At 41.6% G+C, this 18951-nt stretch carries 23 protein-coding genes; 20 read left to right on the plus strand and 3 right to left on the minus strand.

Annotated elements, in window-relative coordinates; genetic code table 11:
- Positions 1 to 96: 96 nt before the first annotated feature.
- Together CEF17_RS04420 and CEF17_RS04425 are read left to right on the plus strand one after the other, a co-directional pair.
- The gene (locus CEF17_RS04420; protein WP_157842923.1) at positions 97 to 618 is read left to right on the plus strand and encodes a TlpA family protein disulfide reductase; all 522 of its coding nucleotides are present in this window, start codon (positions 97 to 99) and stop codon (positions 616 to 618) included.
- Positions 619 to 869: 251 nt separating this feature from the next.
- Positions 870 to 1940, plus strand: coding sequence for a DUF3866 family protein (locus tag CEF17_RS04425; protein WP_100398455.1), 1071 nt, complete (start codon positions 870 to 872; stop codon positions 1938 to 1940).
- Positions 1941 to 1943: 3 nt separating this feature from the next.
- Here the strand turns inward: CEF17_RS04425 and mciZ are convergent, their stop codons facing one another.
- The gene (gene mciZ, locus CEF17_RS04430) at positions 1944 to 2066 is read right to left on the minus strand and encodes a Z-ring formation inhibitor MciZ (protein ID WP_157842924.1); all 123 of its coding nucleotides are present in this window, start codon (positions 2064 to 2066) and stop codon (positions 1944 to 1946) included.
- A gap of 76 nt (positions 2067 to 2142) precedes the next feature.
- Between mciZ and CEF17_RS04435 the strand changes: the two genes are divergently transcribed.
- The 17 genes from CEF17_RS04435 (at position 2143) to CEF17_RS04515 (ending at position 16145) form a co-directional block, all read left to right on the plus strand.
- The gene (locus tag CEF17_RS04435; protein WP_100398457.1) at positions 2143 to 2682 is read left to right on the plus strand and encodes an NUDIX hydrolase; all 540 of its coding nucleotides are present in this window, start codon (positions 2143 to 2145) and stop codon (positions 2680 to 2682) included.
- Positions 2683 to 2977: 295 nt separating this feature from the next.
- The gene (gene spoIIM, locus CEF17_RS04440) at positions 2978 to 3619 is read left to right on the plus strand and encodes a stage II sporulation protein M (RefSeq protein ID WP_100398458.1); all 642 of its coding nucleotides are present in this window, start codon (positions 2978 to 2980) and stop codon (positions 3617 to 3619) included.
- A 118-nt stretch (positions 3620 to 3737) separates the two neighbouring features.
- A complete protein-coding gene (gene fur, locus CEF17_RS04445; protein WP_100400788.1) occupies positions 3738 to 4238 on the plus strand; it encodes a ferric iron uptake transcriptional regulator in 501 nt (166 codons plus the stop codon).
- Positions 4239 to 4430: 192 nt separating this feature from the next.
- On the plus strand, positions 4431 to 4661 hold the full coding sequence (locus CEF17_RS04450; protein ID WP_100398459.1) for a YqzK family protein: 231 nt from the start codon (positions 4431 to 4433) through the stop codon (positions 4659 to 4661).
- A 15-nt stretch (positions 4662 to 4676) separates the two neighbouring features.
- Entirely contained in the window at positions 4677 to 5567 is an 891-nt protein-coding gene (gene xerD, locus CEF17_RS04455) for a site-specific tyrosine recombinase XerD (RefSeq protein ID WP_100398460.1), read from the plus strand.
- 137 nt (positions 5568 to 5704) lie between these two features.
- Positions 5705 to 6901 carry a phosphopentomutase gene (gene deoB, locus CEF17_RS04460; RefSeq protein WP_100398461.1) on the plus strand — a complete coding sequence of 399 codons (1197 nt, stop codon included), beginning with the start codon at positions 5705 to 5707 and terminating at the stop codon, positions 6899 to 6901.
- Between the two features lie 4 nt (positions 6902 to 6905).
- Entirely contained in the window at positions 6906 to 7739 is an 834-nt protein-coding gene (locus tag CEF17_RS04465; protein ID WP_100398462.1) for a purine-nucleoside phosphorylase, read from the plus strand.
- A gap of 6 nt (positions 7740 to 7745) precedes the next feature.
- Entirely contained in the window at positions 7746 to 8561 is an 816-nt protein-coding gene (locus tag CEF17_RS04470) for a purine-nucleoside phosphorylase (protein ID WP_442857446.1), read from the plus strand.
- A gap of 22 nt (positions 8562 to 8583) precedes the next feature.
- Positions 8584 to 9885 carry a pyrimidine-nucleoside phosphorylase gene (locus CEF17_RS04475; protein WP_100398464.1) on the plus strand — a complete coding sequence of 434 codons (1302 nt, stop codon included), beginning with the start codon at positions 8584 to 8586 and terminating at the stop codon, positions 9883 to 9885.
- Between the two features lie 120 nt (positions 9886 to 10005).
- Entirely contained in the window at positions 10006 to 11205 is a 1200-nt protein-coding gene (locus CEF17_RS04480; RefSeq protein ID WP_100398465.1) for a D-alanyl-D-alanine carboxypeptidase family protein, read from the plus strand.
- Between the two features lie 122 nt (positions 11206 to 11327).
- Positions 11328 to 11678, plus strand: coding sequence for an anti-sigma F factor antagonist (spoIIAA, locus tag CEF17_RS04485; RefSeq protein ID WP_100398466.1), 351 nt, complete (start codon positions 11328 to 11330; stop codon positions 11676 to 11678).
- A gap of 2 nt (positions 11679 to 11680) precedes the next feature.
- The gene (gene spoIIAB, locus CEF17_RS04490) at positions 11681 to 12121 is read left to right on the plus strand and encodes an anti-sigma F factor (RefSeq protein WP_100398467.1); all 441 of its coding nucleotides are present in this window, start codon (positions 11681 to 11683) and stop codon (positions 12119 to 12121) included.
- Between the two features lie 11 nt (positions 12122 to 12132).
- Positions 12133 to 12882, plus strand: a complete 750-nt coding sequence (gene sigF, locus CEF17_RS04495; protein ID WP_100398468.1) for an RNA polymerase sporulation sigma factor SigF — start codon at positions 12133 to 12135, stop codon at positions 12880 to 12882.
- A 176-nt stretch (positions 12883 to 13058) separates the two neighbouring features.
- Positions 13059 to 13658, plus strand: coding sequence for a stage V sporulation protein AA (locus CEF17_RS04500; protein WP_100398469.1), 600 nt, complete (start codon positions 13059 to 13061; stop codon positions 13656 to 13658).
- Between the two features lies 1 nt (position 13659).
- Positions 13660 to 14082 (plus strand): stage V sporulation protein AB, encoded by a 423-nt coding sequence (locus CEF17_RS04505; protein WP_100398470.1) that lies wholly within the window; start codon positions 13660 to 13662, stop codon positions 14080 to 14082.
- A 27-nt stretch (positions 14083 to 14109) separates the two neighbouring features.
- Positions 14110 to 14685, plus strand: a complete 576-nt coding sequence (locus CEF17_RS04510; protein ID WP_100398471.1) for a stage V sporulation protein SpoVABEA — start codon at positions 14110 to 14112, stop codon at positions 14683 to 14685.
- The gene (locus CEF17_RS04515) at positions 14670 to 16145 is read left to right on the plus strand and encodes a spore germination protein (RefSeq protein WP_100398472.1); all 1476 of its coding nucleotides are present in this window, start codon (positions 14670 to 14672) and stop codon (positions 16143 to 16145) included. Before CEF17_RS04510 ends, CEF17_RS04515 begins: the two co-directional genes overlap by 16 nt.
- Before the next feature lie 180 nt (positions 16146 to 16325).
- Here the strand turns inward: CEF17_RS04515 and CEF17_RS04520 are convergent, their stop codons facing one another.
- Positions 16326 to 16835, minus strand: coding sequence for a YsnF/AvaK domain-containing protein (locus CEF17_RS04520; protein WP_100398473.1), 510 nt, complete (start codon positions 16833 to 16835; stop codon positions 16326 to 16328).
- 96 nt (positions 16836 to 16931) lie between these two features.
- Positions 16932 to 17396 (minus strand): YsnF/AvaK domain-containing protein, encoded by a 465-nt coding sequence (locus CEF17_RS04525; RefSeq protein ID WP_100398474.1) that lies wholly within the window; start codon positions 17394 to 17396, stop codon positions 16932 to 16934.
- Positions 17397 to 17629: 233 nt separating this feature from the next.
- On the opposite strand from CEF17_RS04525, the gene lysA reads away from it, so the two are divergent.
- Positions 17630 to 18949: a diaminopimelate decarboxylase gene (gene lysA, locus CEF17_RS04530; RefSeq protein WP_100398475.1), complete on the plus strand. Its 1320-nt coding sequence runs from the start codon at positions 17630 to 17632 to the stop codon at positions 18947 to 18949.
- The last annotated feature ends 2 nt before the right edge of the window (positions 18950 to 18951 follow it).

Raw genomic sequence — 18951 nt, forward strand, 5'->3', positions numbered from 1 at the left:
TTTCCTCTACTATATTAGTAGGGTATCAGAGGTATGAAAGAAACGATGCTTACTTTTAAAAATATAAAAAATTAGACCTTATAAGGTGGGGTAATGATGAAAAAAAAGCTGACGATGTTTATACTCATTGTTGCTGGAGTTGCTGGAATGTTTGTGGTGTATACAAATTTGACCATAGAGAGAGTAGGAGTGGAAGTTGGGAATGCAGCAGTAGATTTTACCTTGCCGACATGGACGGAGGAGGAGAGGTCTCTTTCTTCCTATAGCGGAGATATTGTTATTATGAACATGTGGGCTTCGTGGTGTGAGCCATGCACCAGGGAAATACCGGATCTGCTTCAGCTACATGAAGATTACCATGCTGAAGGAGTGAGTGTCCTTACAATTAATATGAATTCTTATGAACGTACGAGGGAGGACGCCCAGCGATTTGTGGAGGAATATAATATGACGGAAGCCCCGGCTGTCATTGATGTCGAGGGAGACGTAGCAGATATGTACAATATTCAATACCTCCCAACCACCTATATAATTGATGAAGATGGAATCATAGTGGACAAGATTCCTGGTGAGGTTAGTTATGAATTGCTTGAACAGAAAGTTCTGGAGCTATTATAAACGGCTTAGTAAAGGTCAATTTCTCCTCGTTTTCCGGTCGCTTTTTTGGAGCAAATGTCTTTTTTAGGAAATGACCCCAATAAAGTTTGGTGATACCCCTTGAAAGGTAGAGTTTATTGCTCCCAGTCAATTGGCTGGTGTGAAAAAGGTACTGAACCGGACTCATGCCAGTCAATTTTTGTCTCGTTTCCTGGATATATTACTTTTCATATACATAAAGTACGAGTGTAAGACAGAAAGGAGCGAGCAGGATGTATGAAGAAAGATTCGCAACAGTTCTTTCCATCCTTGAGGAAAACAATGGATGTCAACGTATTGCAACGGATCATGGCAGCGGGAAAGCTTTGGTTTTTTTATCCTTTCTTCCAAAAGTACATGTGGGAGACAAAGTAAAAATAAACACCACTGCTTCTTCCTTAAAACTGGGAACTGGGGGCTGGGATATTGTGACTTCTCTCGTATCAGACTCAGCTGTTTCACTCACGGGAAAAGGACATATTATGAAAGCCAGATATCTTCCTTCCCAGCATAGTGTACTTTCAGTGGACGATCCTGAGCATCCGGATCATTGGATCTTTCAACAGCCATTTACTTTAAAAGGAAAAAAGATCCTACTAGCAGAGCTGCACAGCATGATTCCTGTGTTAGTTGGAGCCTTAATAGCTCTAAGGCCTAAAAGTAAAATTGGGGTTGTGTTATCTGATGAAGCTTCGCTGCCTTTAAGTATGAGCAGCCATCTAAGTGTAATGAAAGACTGGGAAGGGGTAAAAACCATAACCGTGGGGCAGGCTTTTGGAGGAAAGGAAGAAGCCACCACTATACCTAATGCTTTGCAATGGCTGTCGGTTAAATATAACGCAGATTATATGATCATTTCCATGGGACCTGGAACTACTGGCACCAACACACCATGGGGTTTCAGCGGGCTGTCATTGGCTAATTGGGCCAACCTGGTTGGGGCATTGGAAGGCATCCCTGTATGGACAGCACGGATTTCCTTTCAGGACAAAAGGAAACGGCATAGTGGAATCAGTCATCACACCCTTACACCTTTACAGGATTTCACCTTGGCTTACTCTCTCCTGGCACTGCCTTACCTTTCTAAAGAGAAACACGAAGTGATCTATCAGCAAAGCACTCTTCTCATGAAAAAAAATAAGCACATCAAAGTGTTATGGCAGGCGGTTGACGAGCTTGAGCTTAAGTGGAAAGAGTGGAAAAAAGATTATCCTCTTACTCTTACAACAATGGGGAGACCAATAGAAGATGATCCGCCGTTTTATTTATCCTGCCTGTCAGCGGCTTTCGCTGTGGCAGGGTAGGGATTAGTTTTTACTCCCCCATTCAGCCATTGTTTTATGAGTGCGTGAGGCAGCTTTTAAATATTGAGTCACTTCCCATGCTTTACCGACAATTCTAATGTGGCGTGGAGTGATATAAACTTTCATATCCACAGCTCCTTTATTCATTTTATGATAAACTGTATGTAAAATTGGGGTTTTTTATACATAAGGGGGAAGAAAAATGAAGGATCATCTGTATGAGGAAACTGTTAAATCTACAAATATATATAAAGGGAAGATAGTAGATCTGAATCTTTTAGATGTAAGACTTCCTAATGGCAAGGATGGAAAACGGGAAGTAATTAACCACCCTGGAGCCGTGGCGGTTATCGCTCTAACCGAGGATAACAAGCTTGTATTAGTCCGACAGTTTCGAAAGCCTTTAGAAAAGCACTTAGTAGAAATTCCGGCTGGAAAGCTAGAAGAAGGAGAGGATCCTTCAGTGACAGTTGCCCGGGAATTAGAAGAAGAGACAGGCTATAAGGCTAAGGAATTCCAAAAAATCACTTCGTTTTATACCTCTCCTGGTTTTGCCGATGAATTGGTACATATTTATGAAGCAAAGGGGTTATTGGCAGGGACTGCCGGGACCGATGAGGATGAATTTGTAGATGTAATGGAAGTTACCCTTGAGGAAGCAGAAGACCTGATGGAAAAGCAGGAAATTCATGATGCAAAAACAGCTTATGCTCTGCAGTTTTTGAAGTTAAGGCTCTGTTAATGCTTGTTTTTTCTGTGAACTTTCTCTTGTTTCCCTTCTCTCACCAAGCTTTTTGTGTATTTCTGACCAGGTAGTTTCCTGCCTGTATTGTGCCCGCTTATCCTGGTTAAGCGGGCATGGTAATTTGTCAGTCCACTGTCTCACAAATTAGATGGCCATAAAAAATTCATAATCAAGACAGTGAAAACAGTGTAGGCATACCTAGCAATCGAAATCGCGTACTTCCTTGAGTCATAGTTTTTGGATAACTCTCATAGAGTAGAGACAGAAACAGAGACGAGAGGGGGAGAATTCTATGAAGAGAAAGCTGGCCAGGTCTGCTTATCAGCATATAGAAGAGCATCGGTCGCTCTATTTGTTTGTCACTGTTCTCTTTCTCATGGGTATTGTGTTTGGAGCTATTGTAGTAAACAGCTTGAGCTTGACACAAAAACATGATTTATATATGTATCTGAACCAATTTTTTGGACAAGTCAGTGAAGGAAGCTATGCCACAGCAAGTGATATGTTTAAACAAAGCTTCTCTCACTACGCTAAATATGCAGGGCTTATGTGGCTTTTAGGCTTATCTGTGATCGGTCTGCCATTTATATTATTATTGTTGTTTTTAAAAGGGATCGTTGTCGGTTTTACCGTAGGTTTCCTGGTGAATCAAATGGGTATCCCGGGTTTTGCCATGTCATTTGTTTCAGTGCTCCCTCAAAACCTGATTGTTGTACCTGTTTATATTTTTGTGGCTGCAATTTCTTTGGCATTCTCACTTAAATTGATCAGACATCAATTCTTAAAAACAAATTATGAGCCTATCTTTCCTATGTTTATGAAATCGTGTTTGTATATGGGTGTCTCCCTTATGCTGCTTGCTTTTGCTTCAAGTATTGAAGCATTTCTGTCACCCTCTTTAATGAAAATCATTATAGACTGGACAGCAGGTTAATTACTAAAATTTAATTGTAATAGTTATAATGTGATAATGATTTTAATTATCATTTGACACTCTCTTATCCTGAGATTATAATTAATCGTGAATGGTCACCAGGGGGAGGGGAATGTCAATGGAAAACCGGATAGACCGCATTAAGAAGCAGCTTCATGCGCAAAGCTACAAGCTTACGCCTCAACGAGAAGCTACAGTGAGAGTCCTTCTAGAACATGAAGAGGATCATTTAAGCGCAGAAGATGTATATCTGCTTGTCAAAGAAAAATCTCCTGAAATCGGTTTGGCTACCGTATACCGTACCCTTGAGCTTTTAAATGAGCTTGAAGTGGTAGATAAGATTAACTTTGGGGACGGAGTTTCCCGTTATGACTTGAGAAAAGAAGGAGCTGCTCACTTCCATCATCATCTTGTATGTATAGAATGTGGGGCAGTGGATGAAATTCAAGAGGATCTTCTCGGTGATGTAGAAAATGTCGTTGAGAGGAACTGGAACTTTCAAATCAAAGATCACCGATTAACCTTCCACGGAATCTGCCACCGCTGCAATAATAAATCAGACCCAGAGAAAAAAGCGGAGAAAACCGAAGAAAAGGATAGTAAAACCAAAATCCGATAAAAACCTTTTCATTTAAGGAAGAGGTTTTTATTTTTTGGTTTATATAAGACATAGAAAGCCTTCCTATAGCAGCTGGAAGGATATAATTTTCTTATACATAAAGATTTTTCAGTAAGATAGCTGTCTCATGTATATTTCTTATCTATTTAGGCATAGCTTGAAATTAAGCATGCTTTTTTAGAGGTGAATAATATGAGAAAGTGGTTTAGCCCCATGGTTGATGCTGTTAAAGTATTTCTTGTCTTTGCAATGTGCACGACATTTTTTTATTATGGTATTCTATGGATAAGTGCAGAGTATGAAAGCGATCATAGGTTTGAAGAGCCCCAGGGAAGGGCAGTAAAAGTGATAGAAATGTTTGAAGAACCAGGACCGTCAGTCTGGCTGGAACGTCTACTGTTTTTTTACCGGCACGGGGAATGACAAGGGGGGAATTTAATGGAGCATGGGGTAGATGATTTTCTCCATTACATAAAAGTAGAACGAGGATTGAGTGAAAACACTGTCAATTCGTATAAAAGAGATTTAAAGGCTTACCTTTTATTTTTAAAAGAAGGAAACAACATCGCAACTTGGGATGAAGTACGACGAGCTGACATTACGGAATTCCTCTATCTATTGAAAGAAAAAGGAAGATCCCAGGCCACGCTGGCCAGGACCACGTCTTCCATAAGGGCGCTTCATCAATTTTTGCTGAGAGAAAAAACGGCTTCCAGTGACCCTTCAGAGCTGATAGAAACACCTAAAGGGGACAAGAAGCTTCCCGAGGTGCTATCAACCACAGAAGTAGAGTTATTATTAGATGCAACTGGCGGAGCTGATGATTTTTCCAGGAGAAACCGGGCGATGCTTGAACTTCTTTATGCTACAGGCCTGCGAGTTTCTGAAATGTGTGAATTAAAAAAAGGCGATATTCATTTATCAATGGGGTTTGTCCGCTGCACGGGAAAAGGAAACAAGGAAAGAATTATTCCGTTAGGAAAAGTTGCAATTGAAGCTCTAGAAATCTATTTGCAAAAAGCACGTCCTGGATTAGCAAAAGAAAAACCACACGAGCAGTTATTCGTAAATCATCACGGGAACCCTTTATCACGACAAGGCTTTTGGAAAATATTAAGAGGAATAGCCGACAAAGCAAATATAACAAAAGCGCTGACCCCTCATACTCTTCGTCATTCATTTGCCACTCACTTGCTGGAAAATGGTGCAGATCTGAGAGCGGTACAAGAGATGCTTGGGCATGCTGATATCTCAACCACACAAATTTATACACACATATCAAACAAAAAACTAAAAGATATTTACAGTTCGTACCATCCCAGAGCATAAAAGAAAAGGACAGGCTCAAAATAAACAAAGATTCTATTTCAGGCCCTTTGATAAGAGAGGTATTCTTATGGGGGCTTTTGGTTTGCTTACAAAGCAATGAAAAGGGAGAATAAACAGTACATAAAGGAGGAAATGATATGGCGGAAAATATACCTTTTAAGAGAGTCTTCTTAATTGTGATGGACTCAGTAGGGATAGGGGAAGCTCCAGATGCTGCCGAATTCAATGACGTAGGAGCTGACACCCTCGGCCACATTGATGAGAAAACAGGCGGTCTTTCTATGCCAAATATGGAAAAACTAGGACTTGGGTGGATTAAGGAAACGACGGGGATCCGTAAAATAGATGCTCCTCTTGCTTCTTTTGGGATTATGGAAGAAGCCTCAAGAGGAAAAGACACGATGACAGGCCACTGGGAGATTATGGGACTGAGAATAGACGAGCCGTTTCGAACGTTTCCTGATGGATTTGATGAAGGGCTGATTAAACAGCTTGAAAAGAAAACAGGAAGAAAGATAATCGGTAATAAAGTAGCCTCAGGAACAGAGATTATCAAAGAATTAGGCAAGGAGCATATGGAGACAGGTGATTTAATTGTTTATACGTCCGCAGACTCTGTGCTTCAAATTGCGGCTCATGAAGAGATTGTTCCTGTAAAAGAGCTCTTTGAGATATGCGAAAAAGCCAGAAAACTTACTTACGAACCTCCCTATATGATAGGAAGAGTGATTGCTCGTCCGTTTATTGGTGAACCAGGAGCTTTTGAGCGTACAGCAAATCGTCATGACTATGCATTAAAGCCTTTTGGCAGAACAGTTATGAATGACCTGGCAGACCAAGGATTTGACAGTTTAGCCATAGGGAAGATCAGCGATATTTATGATGGAGAGGGGATCACTGAATCCTTGCGGACAACTTCGAATAATGACGGAATGGATAAGATCGTTGAAACAGCAAACCGTGACTTTACAGGACTGAGCTTTTTGAACCTTGTAGATTTCGATGCTAAATTTGGGCATCGCCGAGATGTAGATGGATACGCAAAAGCCCTTGAGGAATTTGACCGCCAGCTGCCGGAGTTACTGGAAGCTTTAAAAAGTGATGATCTCCTGTTACTTACCGCTGATCATGGAAATGATCCGACACACCATGGTACAGATCATACGAGAGAAGTAGTGCCCTTAATCGCATATTCCCCTTCTCATTCAGGGGGACAGGACCTTGGCGTGAGAAAGACATTTGCTGATGTAGGCGCTACAATTGCTGAAAATTTTACATTGAAAGCTCCTTCCCATGGAACGAGTTTTTTATCCGCTCTAAGAAAGGATGAGTAAGGCCATGAGTGAAGAAATGAAACAAAAAGAAGCATTTTCTTTTTTGCGTGGACAGATTCAAGAAACACCCAAGGCAGGCTTAATTTTAGGGTCCGGTCTTGGGGTGCTGGCTGATGAAATTGAAGAGAGAATTGTCATTCCTTATAGCAAGATTCCAGGATTTCCTGTTCCAACTGTTGAAGGACACGCCGGTCAACTGGTTTTTGGCAGACTAAGAGGTCTCCCTGTGGTGGCTATGCAAGGGAGATTTCATTTTTATGAAGGCTATGCGATGAAAGAAGTGACTTTTCCCGTACGAGTAATGAAGAATCTGGGCGTAGAAACGCTGCTGGTGACAAATGCAGCCGGCGGAGTAAATGAATCCTTTGAGGCCGGAGATTTGATGATTATCAAGGATCATATTAACCTTATGGGGGATAATCCTCTAATGGGGAAAAATAATGAAGAGCTGGGTCCTCGTTTTCCAGACCTTTCTTCTGCCTATGACGAGAAACTAAGGGCAGTGGCAAAAGAAACTGCTCAATCCCTGAACATGTCTATTCGTGAGGGCGTGTACATAGGCAATACGGGCCCTGCATATGAAACGCCTGCTGAAGTGAAAATGGCAAGGACTCTCGGAGGCGATGCCGTAGGGATGTCTACGGTCCCTGAGGTTCTGGCTGCCAGACATGGCGGTTTGAGAGTACTCGGCATTTCCTGCATTTCTAACATGGCTGCAGGCATACTCAATCAGCCTCTAAGCCACGACGAAGTTATGGAAACAACTGAAAAAGTGAGAGAAGAATTTCTGTCTCTTATGAAAGGGATTATTGGACGAATGAATGAGGAGGAACTATAAATGAATATGTCTGCCAAAGTAAAGGAAGCTGCGTCTTATCTTAAAGAACAATTTAGCGTAAATCCAAAAGTGGGGCTCATTTTAGGATCAGGACTTGGTGATCTTGCAGAAGAAATAGAGGATGCGATCTACGTAGAGTACCAATCCATTCCTCATTTTCCTGTTTCTACAGTGGAAGGACATGCAGGAAGACTAGCCGGGGGGACTCTCGAGGGAAAAGACGTTGTAGCGATGCAAGGACGTTTTCATTATTATGAAGGCTACAGTATGCAAGAAGTGACGTTTCCTGTCCGCGTCATGAAAGAGCTGGGGGTAGAAACGATTATTGTTACGAATGCTTGCGGCGGAATGAATCCTTCGTTTAAGCCTGGAGATCTTATGGTAATTGAAGATCATCTAAATATGACAGGGGCCAATCCTCTCATTGGGCCAAATGATGAGGAGTTAGGACCGCGTTTTCCAGATATGAGTCAGGCTTATGAAAAAGGTTTACAGGAAGTAGCTCAGAGGGCAGCTGACAAGCTGGGAATTTCCATACAAAAAGGTGTGTACGCCGGAATCTCAGGTCCTGCTTTTATGACTGGCGCAGAACTTATTATGCTTCGTAGGCTTGGAGGAGATGTCGTAGGGATGTCCACGGTTCCTGAAGTAATTGTCGCACGACATGGAGGACAGAAAGTTTTGGGCATTTCCTGTATCACAGATATGGCAATCGGTGAAGAAATTGAAGGTGTAAGCCACGAAGAAGTAATAGAAACGGCGACGAAGACGAAGCCTCGTTTTATTTCTCTCATTAAAGAAGTATTAAAGACAATGCCATAGGGAGAGAGGGGGACGATTTACTATGCGTATGGTAGATATCATTGCAAAAAAAAGAGATGGGGAAACCCTTACAAATGAAGAGATTAAGTGGTTTGTTGAAGGCTACAGCCGAGGGGAAATCCCAGATTACCAGGCTTCTGCTTTTGCCATGGCCATTTATTTTAAAGGAATGACTCAGCAAGAGGCGGCGACGCTGACTTATGAAATAGCAGCCTCAGGAGATCAACTAAATCTGACGGAAATTGAAGGAATTAAAGTAGATAAGCATTCTACTGGAGGAGTAGGAGACAAGACTACTTTGGTCCTTGGGCCACTAGTGGCCGCCCTTGGTGTTCCAGTTGCAAAGATGTCAGGACGGGGGCTGGGCCATACAGGAGGCACCATTGATAAATTGGAAGCCTTCAATGGCTTTCGGACAGAAATAGAGCGTGAGGAGTTTATTCGTCTTGTGAACGAAAACAAAATTGCTCTCGCCGGACAATCTGGAAACCTGACACCTGCTGATAAAAAACTTTATTCGCTCAGAGACGTAACGGCTACTGTTGATTCGATTCCCCTGATTGCAAGCTCGGTAATGAGTAAAAAAATTGCAGCCGGAGCCGATGCGATTGTCTTAGACGTTAAGGCAGGCTCAGGTGCTTTTATGGACAAGGTGGAAGATGCAAGAAAGCTGGCGAAAGCAATGGTTGATATTGGTAACTCTCTGGGGCGACAGACAATGGCAGTCATTAGTGATATGAATCAGCCACTGGGCCGCCTTGTCGGCAATGCACTTGAGGTCAAAGAAGCTATTGATACGCTAAAAGGTGAAGGCCCGGAAGATCTTCATGAGCTTTGTCTTACACTTGGAAGCCACATGGTAGTGCTGGGAGGAAAAGCAGACACTGTTCATGAAGCTAGGACCATGCTTGAGCAAGTGATTCAAAACGGAAAAGCTTTGGAAAAAATGAAGACTTTCATTGAAGCACAGGGGGGAGATCCGGCTTCCGTTGAAAGACCGGAGACCCTTGTTACAGCTTCCTCTTTCATTGAGGTAAAAGCTGATACAGAAGGCTTTGTCCATCGAATGGATGCCGCTTTAATTGGAAGGGCAGCAATGGTACTAGGTGCAGGCAGAGCGACAAAGGAAGATAAAATAGACCATGCAGTAGGAGTTGAACTAGTAAAGAAAATTGGGGATTCTGTGAAGCATGGAGAGACTTTGGCCGTTCTTCATACAAATAAAGATGATAATGAAGCTGTCAAAGATATGATTAATAGAGCGTATGAGATTGAACAGAAGCCTGCCTCAGCCCCTTCTTTAATTTATGATACCATTGAATAATCTAACGAATTCCTATCCTTTCTAAAGGATAGGAATTTTTTTATCCTTCCATTGTCCTGGCAGTATGAAAGAAGAAATTTATGGAAACTCTAGTAATAAAAAATCTGGAGGTCCTGTACTATGAGGGGATTATTAAAAAGAAGTGCATCTATATTTCTTGCTTGTTTGCTAGTCTTATCCGTTTCTCAACATGCGTTCGCAGAGGAGAAACAAGCTGAGCTTGCAGAAGAGGCCGCAGCTGCTATTTTGATGGAAGCAGATACAGGTAGAGTATTATATGAGAAAAACAGTGAGGAGTCCCTGCCTCCGGCGAGCATGACAAAAATTATGACCATGCTCTTAATTATGGAAGCGATAGACGAAGGAAAAATTGACTATGAAGATAAAGTAGTAACGAGTGAGTATGCGGCTTCAATGGGAGGATCACAGATCTTTCTTGAGCCTGGTGAAGAAATGACTGTAAGGGATATGCTGAAAGGAATTGCCGTTGCTTCTGGAAATGATGCTTCTGTGGCAATGGCTGAACATATTGGCGGGTCAGAGGAAAAGTTTGTAGAGATGATGAATAAAAGGGCTGAGGAACTGGGCCTTGAAAATACTCACTTTACGAACACTAACGGCCTGCCTGTTGAGAATCATTACACGAGTGCAAAGGATCTGGCTTTAATGGCTAGAGAGCTGTTAAAACATGAGAAAATCACATCTTTTACCGGAATATATGAAGACTACTTAAGACAGGGAACAGATGATGAATTTTGGCTGGTAAACACAAACAGGCTTGTAAAATTTTATCCAGGAGTGGACGGGTTAAAAACGGGGTTTACTCAAGAAGCTAAATACGGCTTGGTTGCAACTGCGAAAAAGCAGAATATGCGCGTGATTTCAGTAATAATGGGAGCCACAACACCCAAAACAAGAAACAGTCAGACAACATCGCTCCTTGATTACGCTTTCAACCATTATGATATCCAGCCTCTTTACGATAAGGACCACGTCATAGATCGTGCAGCAGTGGAAAAAGGGGATGCCTCCCATGTGACTGGAGTGTTAGGAAGCAGGATAAGCCTTCTGATTCAAAAAGGCCTGAAGCTTGAAGATATAAGTGAAAAAGTTGAGATGAACAAGAATTTAAAAGCACCGATTAAAAAGGGAGAAACGATCGGGAAATTTGTAGTAGAAAAAGATGGAGAAATATTGGCAGAAACGGATATTGTCGCACGTGAAGATATAAAAGAAGCCACGTGGTGGGGATTGTTTAAACGAACTTTGGCGAAGATGTCCGGCATAGATGCAGGCAGTAATGAAAAGGAAAGCGAATAGCTTCTTCTTTACACGATTTGCCACTAGTTTTGTCAGTGGGAAAGGAAGAGGAAGGTGTAGGGAGAATATATGTTTCAGAAAGATGCTAGTGTTTATCAAGAATGAAATGGGAGTGAGAGCCGATGAGCCTTTCGATTGATTTAGAACGAAAAGGAGACGTACTTTGTGTCCGTTTATGTGGGGAATTAGATCACCATACTGCCCATGATGTGAGAAATAAGGTGGAACGAGCGTACGAGCCTGAAGAAATAAAGCATATTCTTTTAAACCTGGAAGACTTGACCTTTATGGACAGTTCGGGAATCGGAGTCATTTTGGGAAGGTATAAACAAGTGATAAATAAAGGGGGACAAATGGTTGTATGTGACATTTCTCCTCCTGTGAAAAGACTGTTTGAAATGTCAGGGCTTTTTAAAGTTTTGCGCTTGGAAGAAGGAGAATTTGATGCTTTACGAACTTTGGGGGTGGCGTAACAGTGAAAAATGAAATGAGACTTGAGTTTTCCGCTGTTAGTGAAAACGAATCTTTTGCCAGAGTTACTGTCGGAGCTTTTGTGACACAGCTGGATCCAACGATGGAAGAGTTAACTGAGATTAAAACAGTAGTATCCGAAGCAGTCACGAACTCGATTATTCATGGATATGGTGAAAATCCTGCAGGCACGGTTATTATTATGGCTAAACTTGAGGAAGATACAGTGGAACTTACGATAAAAGACGACGGACAAGGGATTGGAAACGTTGATAAAGCAAGGGAGCCATTGTATACCACAAAACCTGACTTAGAACGGTCAGGAATGGGTTTTACGATCATGGAAAATTTTATGGACTTAGTAGAAGTGACCTCAGAACCAGGATTGGGGACCACTGTTTATTTAAAAAAGCATTTATCTAAAACCAAAGCGTTTTGCAATTAAGGGGCAGCGCCATGGGGACAGAAGTAAAAAAGAATAAACAGTTGAGTGATGCTAAGCTGAGGGAACTGATAGCGAAAAGCCAAAAAGGTGATTTTGAGGCAAGAGAGTTGATTGTTAATAGTAACACCCGTCTTGTCTGGTCAGTGGTCCAGCGTTTTATGAACAGAGGTTATGAAGCAGATGATCTTTTTCAAATTGGCTGCATTGGTTTAATTAAATCTGTAGACAAATTTGATTTAAGTTACGATGTTAAATTTTCCACTTATGCTGTGCCGATGATTATCGGGGAAATTCAAAGATTTATCAGAGATGATGGCACGGTGAAGGTGAGTCGTTCCTTAAAGGAATTAAATAATAAGATCAGAAAGAAAAAGGAAGAAATGACAAAGGAATTGGGACGGACCCCTACTGTGAATGAAATTGCTGCTGCTTTAGAGATTGCACCTGAGGAGATAGTGTTTGCCAATGAAGCGACAAGATCACTTTCTTCCCTGCACGAGACCGTCTATGAAAATGACGGTGATCCTATCACGCTTATGGATCAGATTTCAGATGAAAATGAACAGAAATGGTTTGATAAGATTGCTCTTCATGAGGCGGTAAGCCATCTTGAAGAAAGAGAAAGGCTGATTGTGTATCTTCGTTATTTTAAGGATCAAACACAAGCAGAAGTGGCAAGAAGACTTAGTATCTCCCAGGTTCAGGTTTCTCGTTTAGAAAAGAAAATATTGGATAAAATAAAAAGCCGGATGGATGAATAAACCATCCGGCTTTTTGTGTTTTCACAACAAATATCATTTTTTCATCGTAAGAACGGGGGGCGTCCTTCTTAGAGATTTCTTCTTAGTAAGATGAAGTATTTACTCGATTTTAGAATGAGGAAAAAAAAGGCGTTCATACTAAAAACAACTAAGATCTCCTGAGAGGAGGAACAACTTTGGATGAAATCATTTATATAAAGCTTAAAAGCAGAATCCAAAAGAAACTGAACGAACGAGTGCAGGTCAAAGATGTTGCTTATCTGGAAGGTCAGGAAAAGATTAAAACGGCGATGGGAGATCTCGTACTTTATCAAGTAACCAAAGCAGATAAAACCCACGTGGTGATAGACATTATGGACGTGCTTTTCCTCCTTCGAACCCGGCATCCTGACCTTGACGTTCAGTCTCTTGGCCCGGTGAACACGATTATAGAAGTCGACCGGGGGAAGCGCCCTCCATCTCTTCTTTTTGTATCCTTTGTTTGGTTTCTTCTGTTTGTTGGAGCAGGACTTGCCATTATGAATTTTCATGAAGACGTGAGCATGCTGGAAGTTCATCAGAAAATTTTTACGATCATTACCGGAAATGAAGTATCAGCACCCTGGCTTCTGCAAATTCCGTATTCCTTTGGGCTTGGGCTTGGAATGATTTTATTTTTTAATCATTTATTCCGCAAGAGAATAAACGAAGAGCCAAGTCCCCTTGAAGTGGAAATGTTCAATTATCAGCAAGATATGGATCGCTACGTAATCATGACCGAAAAAGAAAAACTGTAAGATGACTATTGAACCGTTACTGGCAATTCTCGTTGGATTAGCAGGGGGGCTGGCTGTTGGAAGTGGTTTTGTAGCTTTTATTTCCGTGCTTGGAATTATTCCTCGTCTGGTCCAGCTGACTCGGTCTTATCATCTTGTACAGCTGTATGAGTGGGCAGTGATAACAGGTGCCATTGCCGGATCTGTTTTCACCCTTCATCAGCCTCATGCACATCTGCCTTCATTTTTAGCAGTTCCGGTCGGGCTTGCTGCTGGAATGTTTGTAGGCATGCTGGCAGCAGGCCTAACAGAAGTGCTCAACGTGTTTCCCATTCTCTCAAAACGAGTAGGGATGGAGAATAATATCCTTGTTTTACTGATGGCGCTTGTTTTAGGGAAAATAACGGGATCACTCTTTCATTGGCTTTACTTTGTTAACCATTAAATAAAATGAAAGGAAAGGGAGAAGCTAGTGAGTAGGAAAAAGTCAGTAATTTTTATAACAGATGGAGATTCTGCTGCCGTGAAAGCAGTAGAGTGTGCTGCAAGAGAATTACAGCTCCCTTTTCTAACAGCTTCAGGAGGTAACCCTTCTCCTCCTAATACAACAGAGCTGGAGGAAATGGTTAAAAGCGCAGAAGGGGAGCCGGTTTTGCTGTTGTTTGATGATGCCGGACAGCAAGGGATAGGGCGTGGAGAAGAGAAGATGATAGCCCTTAACAGCAGCAAAACAGTTGATGTATTAGGCGTCATAGCCGTGGCATCCACCTCGAAACAATTTGACTGGACCAATGTTGATGTATCAATAGACAAGTTTGGGAACCTTACTTCTTATGGAGTGGATAAAGAAGGGATAGAGGAACTTGAAATTGGCCGTCTCAAAGGAGATACAGTGTATTGCATTGATGACCTGGGAGTTCCTGTTATCGGCGTAGGGGATATAGGCAAAATGGGAGGTTGGGATGACCCTGAAAAAGGCTCGCCGATAACAAGAAAAGCTATTGAAATCCTTATCGAACGGAGTGGTTGGAATTGTCGCAACAAGTAGAAGAAAAACAGTCTCTCTTTCCACAACTTCATAAAAATGAAAAAATACTAACAGAACGTCTTGGGATCGGGACAAGTTACGACGTAGGAATTCGAAAGCTGGACATACTTGGGAAAGAAATTCAAATTTACTACGTAAATGGGCTTTCAAATGATCAATACATCATTGAGATTTTGCGAGAGCTTATGCTGCTTGAATCACGTGGAAGAGAAGTTCACGATGTTCAAAAAGCAATAGAAAATCACCTTACACATGTTCAAGTAGAGTATAAAGATACCTTTGAAGATTGTATTACAGAACTCCTCTCCGGCCTTGCTGTTATTTTAATGGAGGGAAAAGATGAAGCCTTCATAGTAGATGTAAGGAACTATCCAGGACGAGGACCTGAAGAGCCAGACACAGAGAAGGTCGTACGTGGAGCAAGAGACGGATATACAGAAAACATCGTGGAAAACACGGCACTTACAAGAAGAAGGATAAGGGATCCAAACCTTCGCAATGAAATGCTTCGGATTGGAACGAGATCGCAAACCGATGTCTGTCTATCTTATATAGATGGGATTGCTGACCCTGCCTTGGTGGAGATTGTGAGAAAAGAACTGGAGTCCATAAACATTGACGGGCTTTCTATGGCTGACAAAGTAGTGGAAGAGTATATTGTTAAACAGGGCAACAACCCATTTCCGCTTGTTCGTTATACGGAAAGGCCTGACGTGGCAGCTACTCACCTTTTAGAAGGGCATGTTGTTGTCATTGTGGATGCCTCCCCTAGCGTAATCATCACGCCAACGACAATGTTTCACCATGTCCAGCATGCAGAAGAATACCGGCAGGCCCCTGCCATTGGGACGTTTTTTCGTTGGGTTCGGTTCCTTGGAATTCTTGCTGGAGTCTTTCTAGTTCCACTTTGGCTGCTAATGGTGTTGTCTCCGGAAATGCTGCCTGAAATGCTTGATTATATAGGTCCCGACAATGGAGATCAAAATGTTCCTATCTTTGCTCAAATTCTAATCGCTGAATTTGGTATAGAGCTTCTGAGGATGGCTGCCATCCATACTCCTTCTCCTTTGGCAACGGCTCTTGGGTTAGTCGCGGCACTTTTAATTGGGGAAATTGCCATTGAGGTCGGTTTGTTTACCGCAGAAGTTATCTTATATATTGCCGCAGGGGCGGTAGGTCTTTTTGCCACACCAAGCTACGAGCTGGGTGTTGCTTTAAAGATTTCCAGACTTGTTCTGATTGTGCTCGTCTTTTTGTTTGAAGGGCCGGGTTTCATTATTGGGACCACGATCATTTTCTTGTTGGTATGTGCCATTCGTTCCTTAAATAAACCTTATCTTTGGCCGTTTCTGCCATTTGCACCAAAGGAATTCTGGCAGATTATTGTACGTACTACTGTACCAACCCTCCGATTCAGACCAAAGATTGTTGACCCTCAGGATCCCATCAAGCAATCATAAAAGAGGTGGAACAAAAGGAAATCATTCAAAAAACCCGAACCATTTATTGCGGTGGTTCGGGTCTTCTTATTTTAGCCATTCATGAATGCAACGCCCTTCGTTTTCACGTGAAGGCACAACAAGTGGCAGTGAGCAAAAACGAGAACTTCCCACAATGGCCTTTGACAAGTCCATAAACATTTACGTAATAGGATCCTGTTCTTTCATGTCCGCCTCTCCGTTAACGTCAGATATAACTTTTTCTTTTTTTAGTGTGGTTTTCACTTTTTGAATCTCATTTTTTCGTTGTTTTTTTATAGAAACGTCATTTAATGTAACAGGATGTTTACTGACTTTAATTTCCTCCTCCTTTAGAGGAATGCGATAATACTCTTCATCCCCTGCTTCAATTACCATTTCTTCACGTTTAATTGGCACGGTAATCGTTTTTTTGTCTTTTATTACTTCCTTATGAACGTTAACTTCCCCTATAGGAACTTTCACTTTTTTTATTTCTAGTTCTTCTTCACGAACTTTTAAAGAGGAGCCTTTTTTCGTGCTTTTTCTAGGCAATGATTTTTTTTGCCTGAAGAAGGCTCCCCATATCCCCCCTATAATCCCCCCCATAACAACTCCTGCAAAAAAAGATCCCCCTAACAAAAAAATAATAAGTCCACCAATAATGGATCCGAACAGAATAGATTTTTTCATAAATTTTACCCTCCTATTGTGTTTAGTTGTAAATTTACATAAGTAAAAATCCTACTTAACAAACGCTAAGTAGGAAAAAGCAATTAAATGCAAAGGCTATTTGTCATCATTAATTATTTCTGCATCTCCATGTTCTTCAACGTCAGCTACTTCTTTATGAAGGACATCTTTTATTTGTTCTGTTTCTTCCACAGCCTGTTTATGGGCTGAGACCTCACCTGTCACTACGGTGTGTTTGTCAACATCAAGTTTTTCAGCCGTCACAGGGATCCGGATCGTTTCTTCCTTTCCAATTGGTTCTTCTGATGGCTCATGATTAACTGCTTTTCTCTCAATAACAACTTGATCGTGGGATAGAGGCACGTTAATCTCTTTTTCCTCTTCAATAATATCTTTATGAAGGGTCACATCTCCTGTTTCTGCTCGATGCTTATGCACGTCTATTTCTTCTTCCCGAAGCTCAATATGAGCATTATCTCTCGCAAATTCTGTATCTGTAGCTTGTTCCTGCTTTCGGGAAGCACGGTTTTCCTTTGGAGAATCTTCTTTAAAAAAGCTCATTATTTTTCCCTCCCAAGAAGTGAGTAGGTTTTTATTTTTCCTTTAAAACCAAAATGTATTCTTTAATTAAGAGGGCAATTAAAAGGTGTAATTGATATGAATTTACTTTTGTATAAAATAACGGCATAGGACAAAAATGCAATTTCAGGGAAGTGAACTCTTTTTCTTTTGCTTATGTATAAATGATGATAAAATGGACACATTGATTTAAGGGGTAAGGAGAGAGAACGCTCATGTATTTACATGGAACGAGCAGGATAAATGAAAAGGGTCATTTGGAAATTGGCGGAGTAGATACTGTCGCTATAGCCAAAAAATATGGAACCCCTGTATATGTATACGATACAGCATTAATTCGTAAACGGACTGAGGGCTTTCAAAAGGCTTTTATAGAAGAAGGTGTGTCCTATCAAGTGGCGTATGCCAGCAAAGCATTCAGCTGCCTGGCAATGATACAGCTGGTTGATGAACTAGGCTTGAGCCTTGATGTGGTATCAGGAGGAGAATTGTATACAGCTAAACAAGCGGGATTCCCGATGGAGCGTGTCCATTTCCACGGTAACAATAAAAGCGCTGAGGAAATCCGTATGTCCATAGAATTAAATATAGGCTGTATTGTTGCTGATAACTTTTATGAGCTTGACTTAATTAAAGAAGAAGCGAAGAGTCAAGGGAAAACTGTGAAGGTGCTTCTCAGGACCACTCCTGGAGTAGAAGCTCATACTCATGATTACATTTCAACTGGCCAGGAGGATTCAAAGTTTGGTTTTGACCTTGCGAGCGGGCAGGTTGAAAAAGCAATGGAAACCATTCTTTCCCAACCAGAAATAGAGCTCCTCGGCTTTCATTGCCATATTGGCTCCCAAATTTTTGATACAACTGGTTTTACAATGGCAGTTGAGAAGCTGTACGAGAGTATTAGAAAGTGGCGGGAGAAGTTTGACTATACCCCTGAGGTATTAAATGTCGGCGGGGGCTTTGGCATACGTTATGTTGAAGGAGATGACCCTCTGCCTCCGGAAGAGTATGTAAAGGATGTAATTAAGGCTGTAAAAAAAGAAGCGAAGGCTTCTGGAATGGATGTTCCTGAGATTTGGATTGAACCAGGACGTTCTATCGCAGGAGATGCAGGAACCACCCTTTATACAATTGGTTCTACAAAGGATATTCCAAATGTACGTAGATATGTTTCTATTGACGGAGGAATGACAGATAATATTCGTCCGGCTCTTTATCAGGCGGAGTATGAAGGAATTCTTGCGAACAGAGCAAACGAGAAAGCTGCAGATAAAGTTTCAATTGCAGGCAAAGCTTGTGAAAGCGGAGATATGCTTATTTGGGACCTCCCGCTCCCGGAAGTAAAACACGGTGATATTTTAGCTGTCTTTTGTACGGGGGCTTATGGGTATTCTATGGCTAATAACTACAACAGAATCCCGCGTCCTTCTGTTGTATTTGCAGAAGAAGGAAAGACTCGTCTGGTTGTAAAAGGCGAAACATATGATGATTTAATTCGTAATGACCTTCCTTTATATGCCCCGGAACGAGTATAATA

Source organism: Bacillus sp. FJAT-44742 (assembly GCF_002797315.1).
Lineage (GTDB): Bacteria > Bacillota > Bacilli > Bacillales > Marinococcaceae > Thalassorhabdus > Thalassorhabdus alkalitolerans.

Bases quoted from the DNA above. Each gene is read 5' to 3' on its own strand.
- CEF17_RS04470 (WP_442857446.1), top strand. From the start codon at position 7,746: ATGTCTGCCAAAGTAAAGGAAGCTGCGTCTTATCTTAAAGAACAATTT.
- deoB (WP_100398461.1), top strand. From the start codon at position 5,705: ATGGCGGAAAATATACCTTTTAAGAGAGTCTTCTTAATTGTGATGGAC.
- CEF17_RS04525 (WP_100398474.1), bottom strand. From the start codon at position 17,396: ATGAGCTTTTTTAAAGAAGATTCTCCAAAGGAAAACCGTGCTTCCCGA.
- CEF17_RS04425 (WP_100398455.1), top strand. From the start codon at position 870: ATGTATGAAGAAAGATTCGCAACAGTTCTTTCCATCCTTGAGGAAAAC.
- CEF17_RS04475 (WP_100398464.1), top strand. From the start codon at position 8,584: ATGCGTATGGTAGATATCATTGCAAAAAAAAGAGATGGGGAAACCCTT.
- spoIIAA (WP_100398466.1), top strand. From the start codon at position 11,328: ATGAGCCTTTCGATTGATTTAGAACGAAAAGGAGACGTACTTTGTGTC.
- sigF (WP_100398468.1), top strand. From the start codon at position 12,133: ATGGGGACAGAAGTAAAAAAGAATAAACAGTTGAGTGATGCTAAGCTG.
- CEF17_RS04520 (WP_100398473.1), bottom strand. From the start codon at position 16,835: ATGAAAAAATCTATTCTGTTCGGATCCATTATTGGTGGACTTATTATT.
- CEF17_RS04480 (WP_100398465.1), top strand. From the start codon at position 10,006: ATGAGGGGATTATTAAAAAGAAGTGCATCTATATTTCTTGCTTGTTTG.
- CEF17_RS04435 (WP_100398457.1), top strand. From the start codon at position 2,143: ATGAAGGATCATCTGTATGAGGAAACTGTTAAATCTACAAATATATAT.
- mciZ (WP_157842924.1), bottom strand. From the start codon at position 2,066: ATGAAAGTTTATATCACTCCACGCCACATTAGAATTGTCGGTAAAGCA.
- CEF17_RS04465 (WP_100398462.1), top strand. From the start codon at position 6,906: ATGAGTGAAGAAATGAAACAAAAAGAAGCATTTTCTTTTTTGCGTGGA.
- xerD (WP_100398460.1), top strand. From the start codon at position 4,677: ATGGAGCATGGGGTAGATGATTTTCTCCATTACATAAAAGTAGAACGA.
- fur (WP_100400788.1), top strand. From the start codon at position 3,738: ATGGAAAACCGGATAGACCGCATTAAGAAGCAGCTTCATGCGCAAAGC.
- CEF17_RS04450 (WP_100398459.1), top strand. From the start codon at position 4,431: ATGAGAAAGTGGTTTAGCCCCATGGTTGATGCTGTTAAAGTATTTCTT.
- lysA (WP_100398475.1), top strand. From the start codon at position 17,630: ATGTATTTACATGGAACGAGCAGGATAAATGAAAAGGGTCATTTGGAA.
- CEF17_RS04505 (WP_100398470.1), top strand. From the start codon at position 13,660: ATGACTATTGAACCGTTACTGGCAATTCTCGTTGGATTAGCAGGGGGG.
- spoIIM (WP_100398458.1), top strand. From the start codon at position 2,978: ATGAAGAGAAAGCTGGCCAGGTCTGCTTATCAGCATATAGAAGAGCAT.
- CEF17_RS04420 (WP_157842923.1), top strand. From the start codon at position 97: ATGAAAAAAAAGCTGACGATGTTTATACTCATTGTTGCTGGAGTTGCT.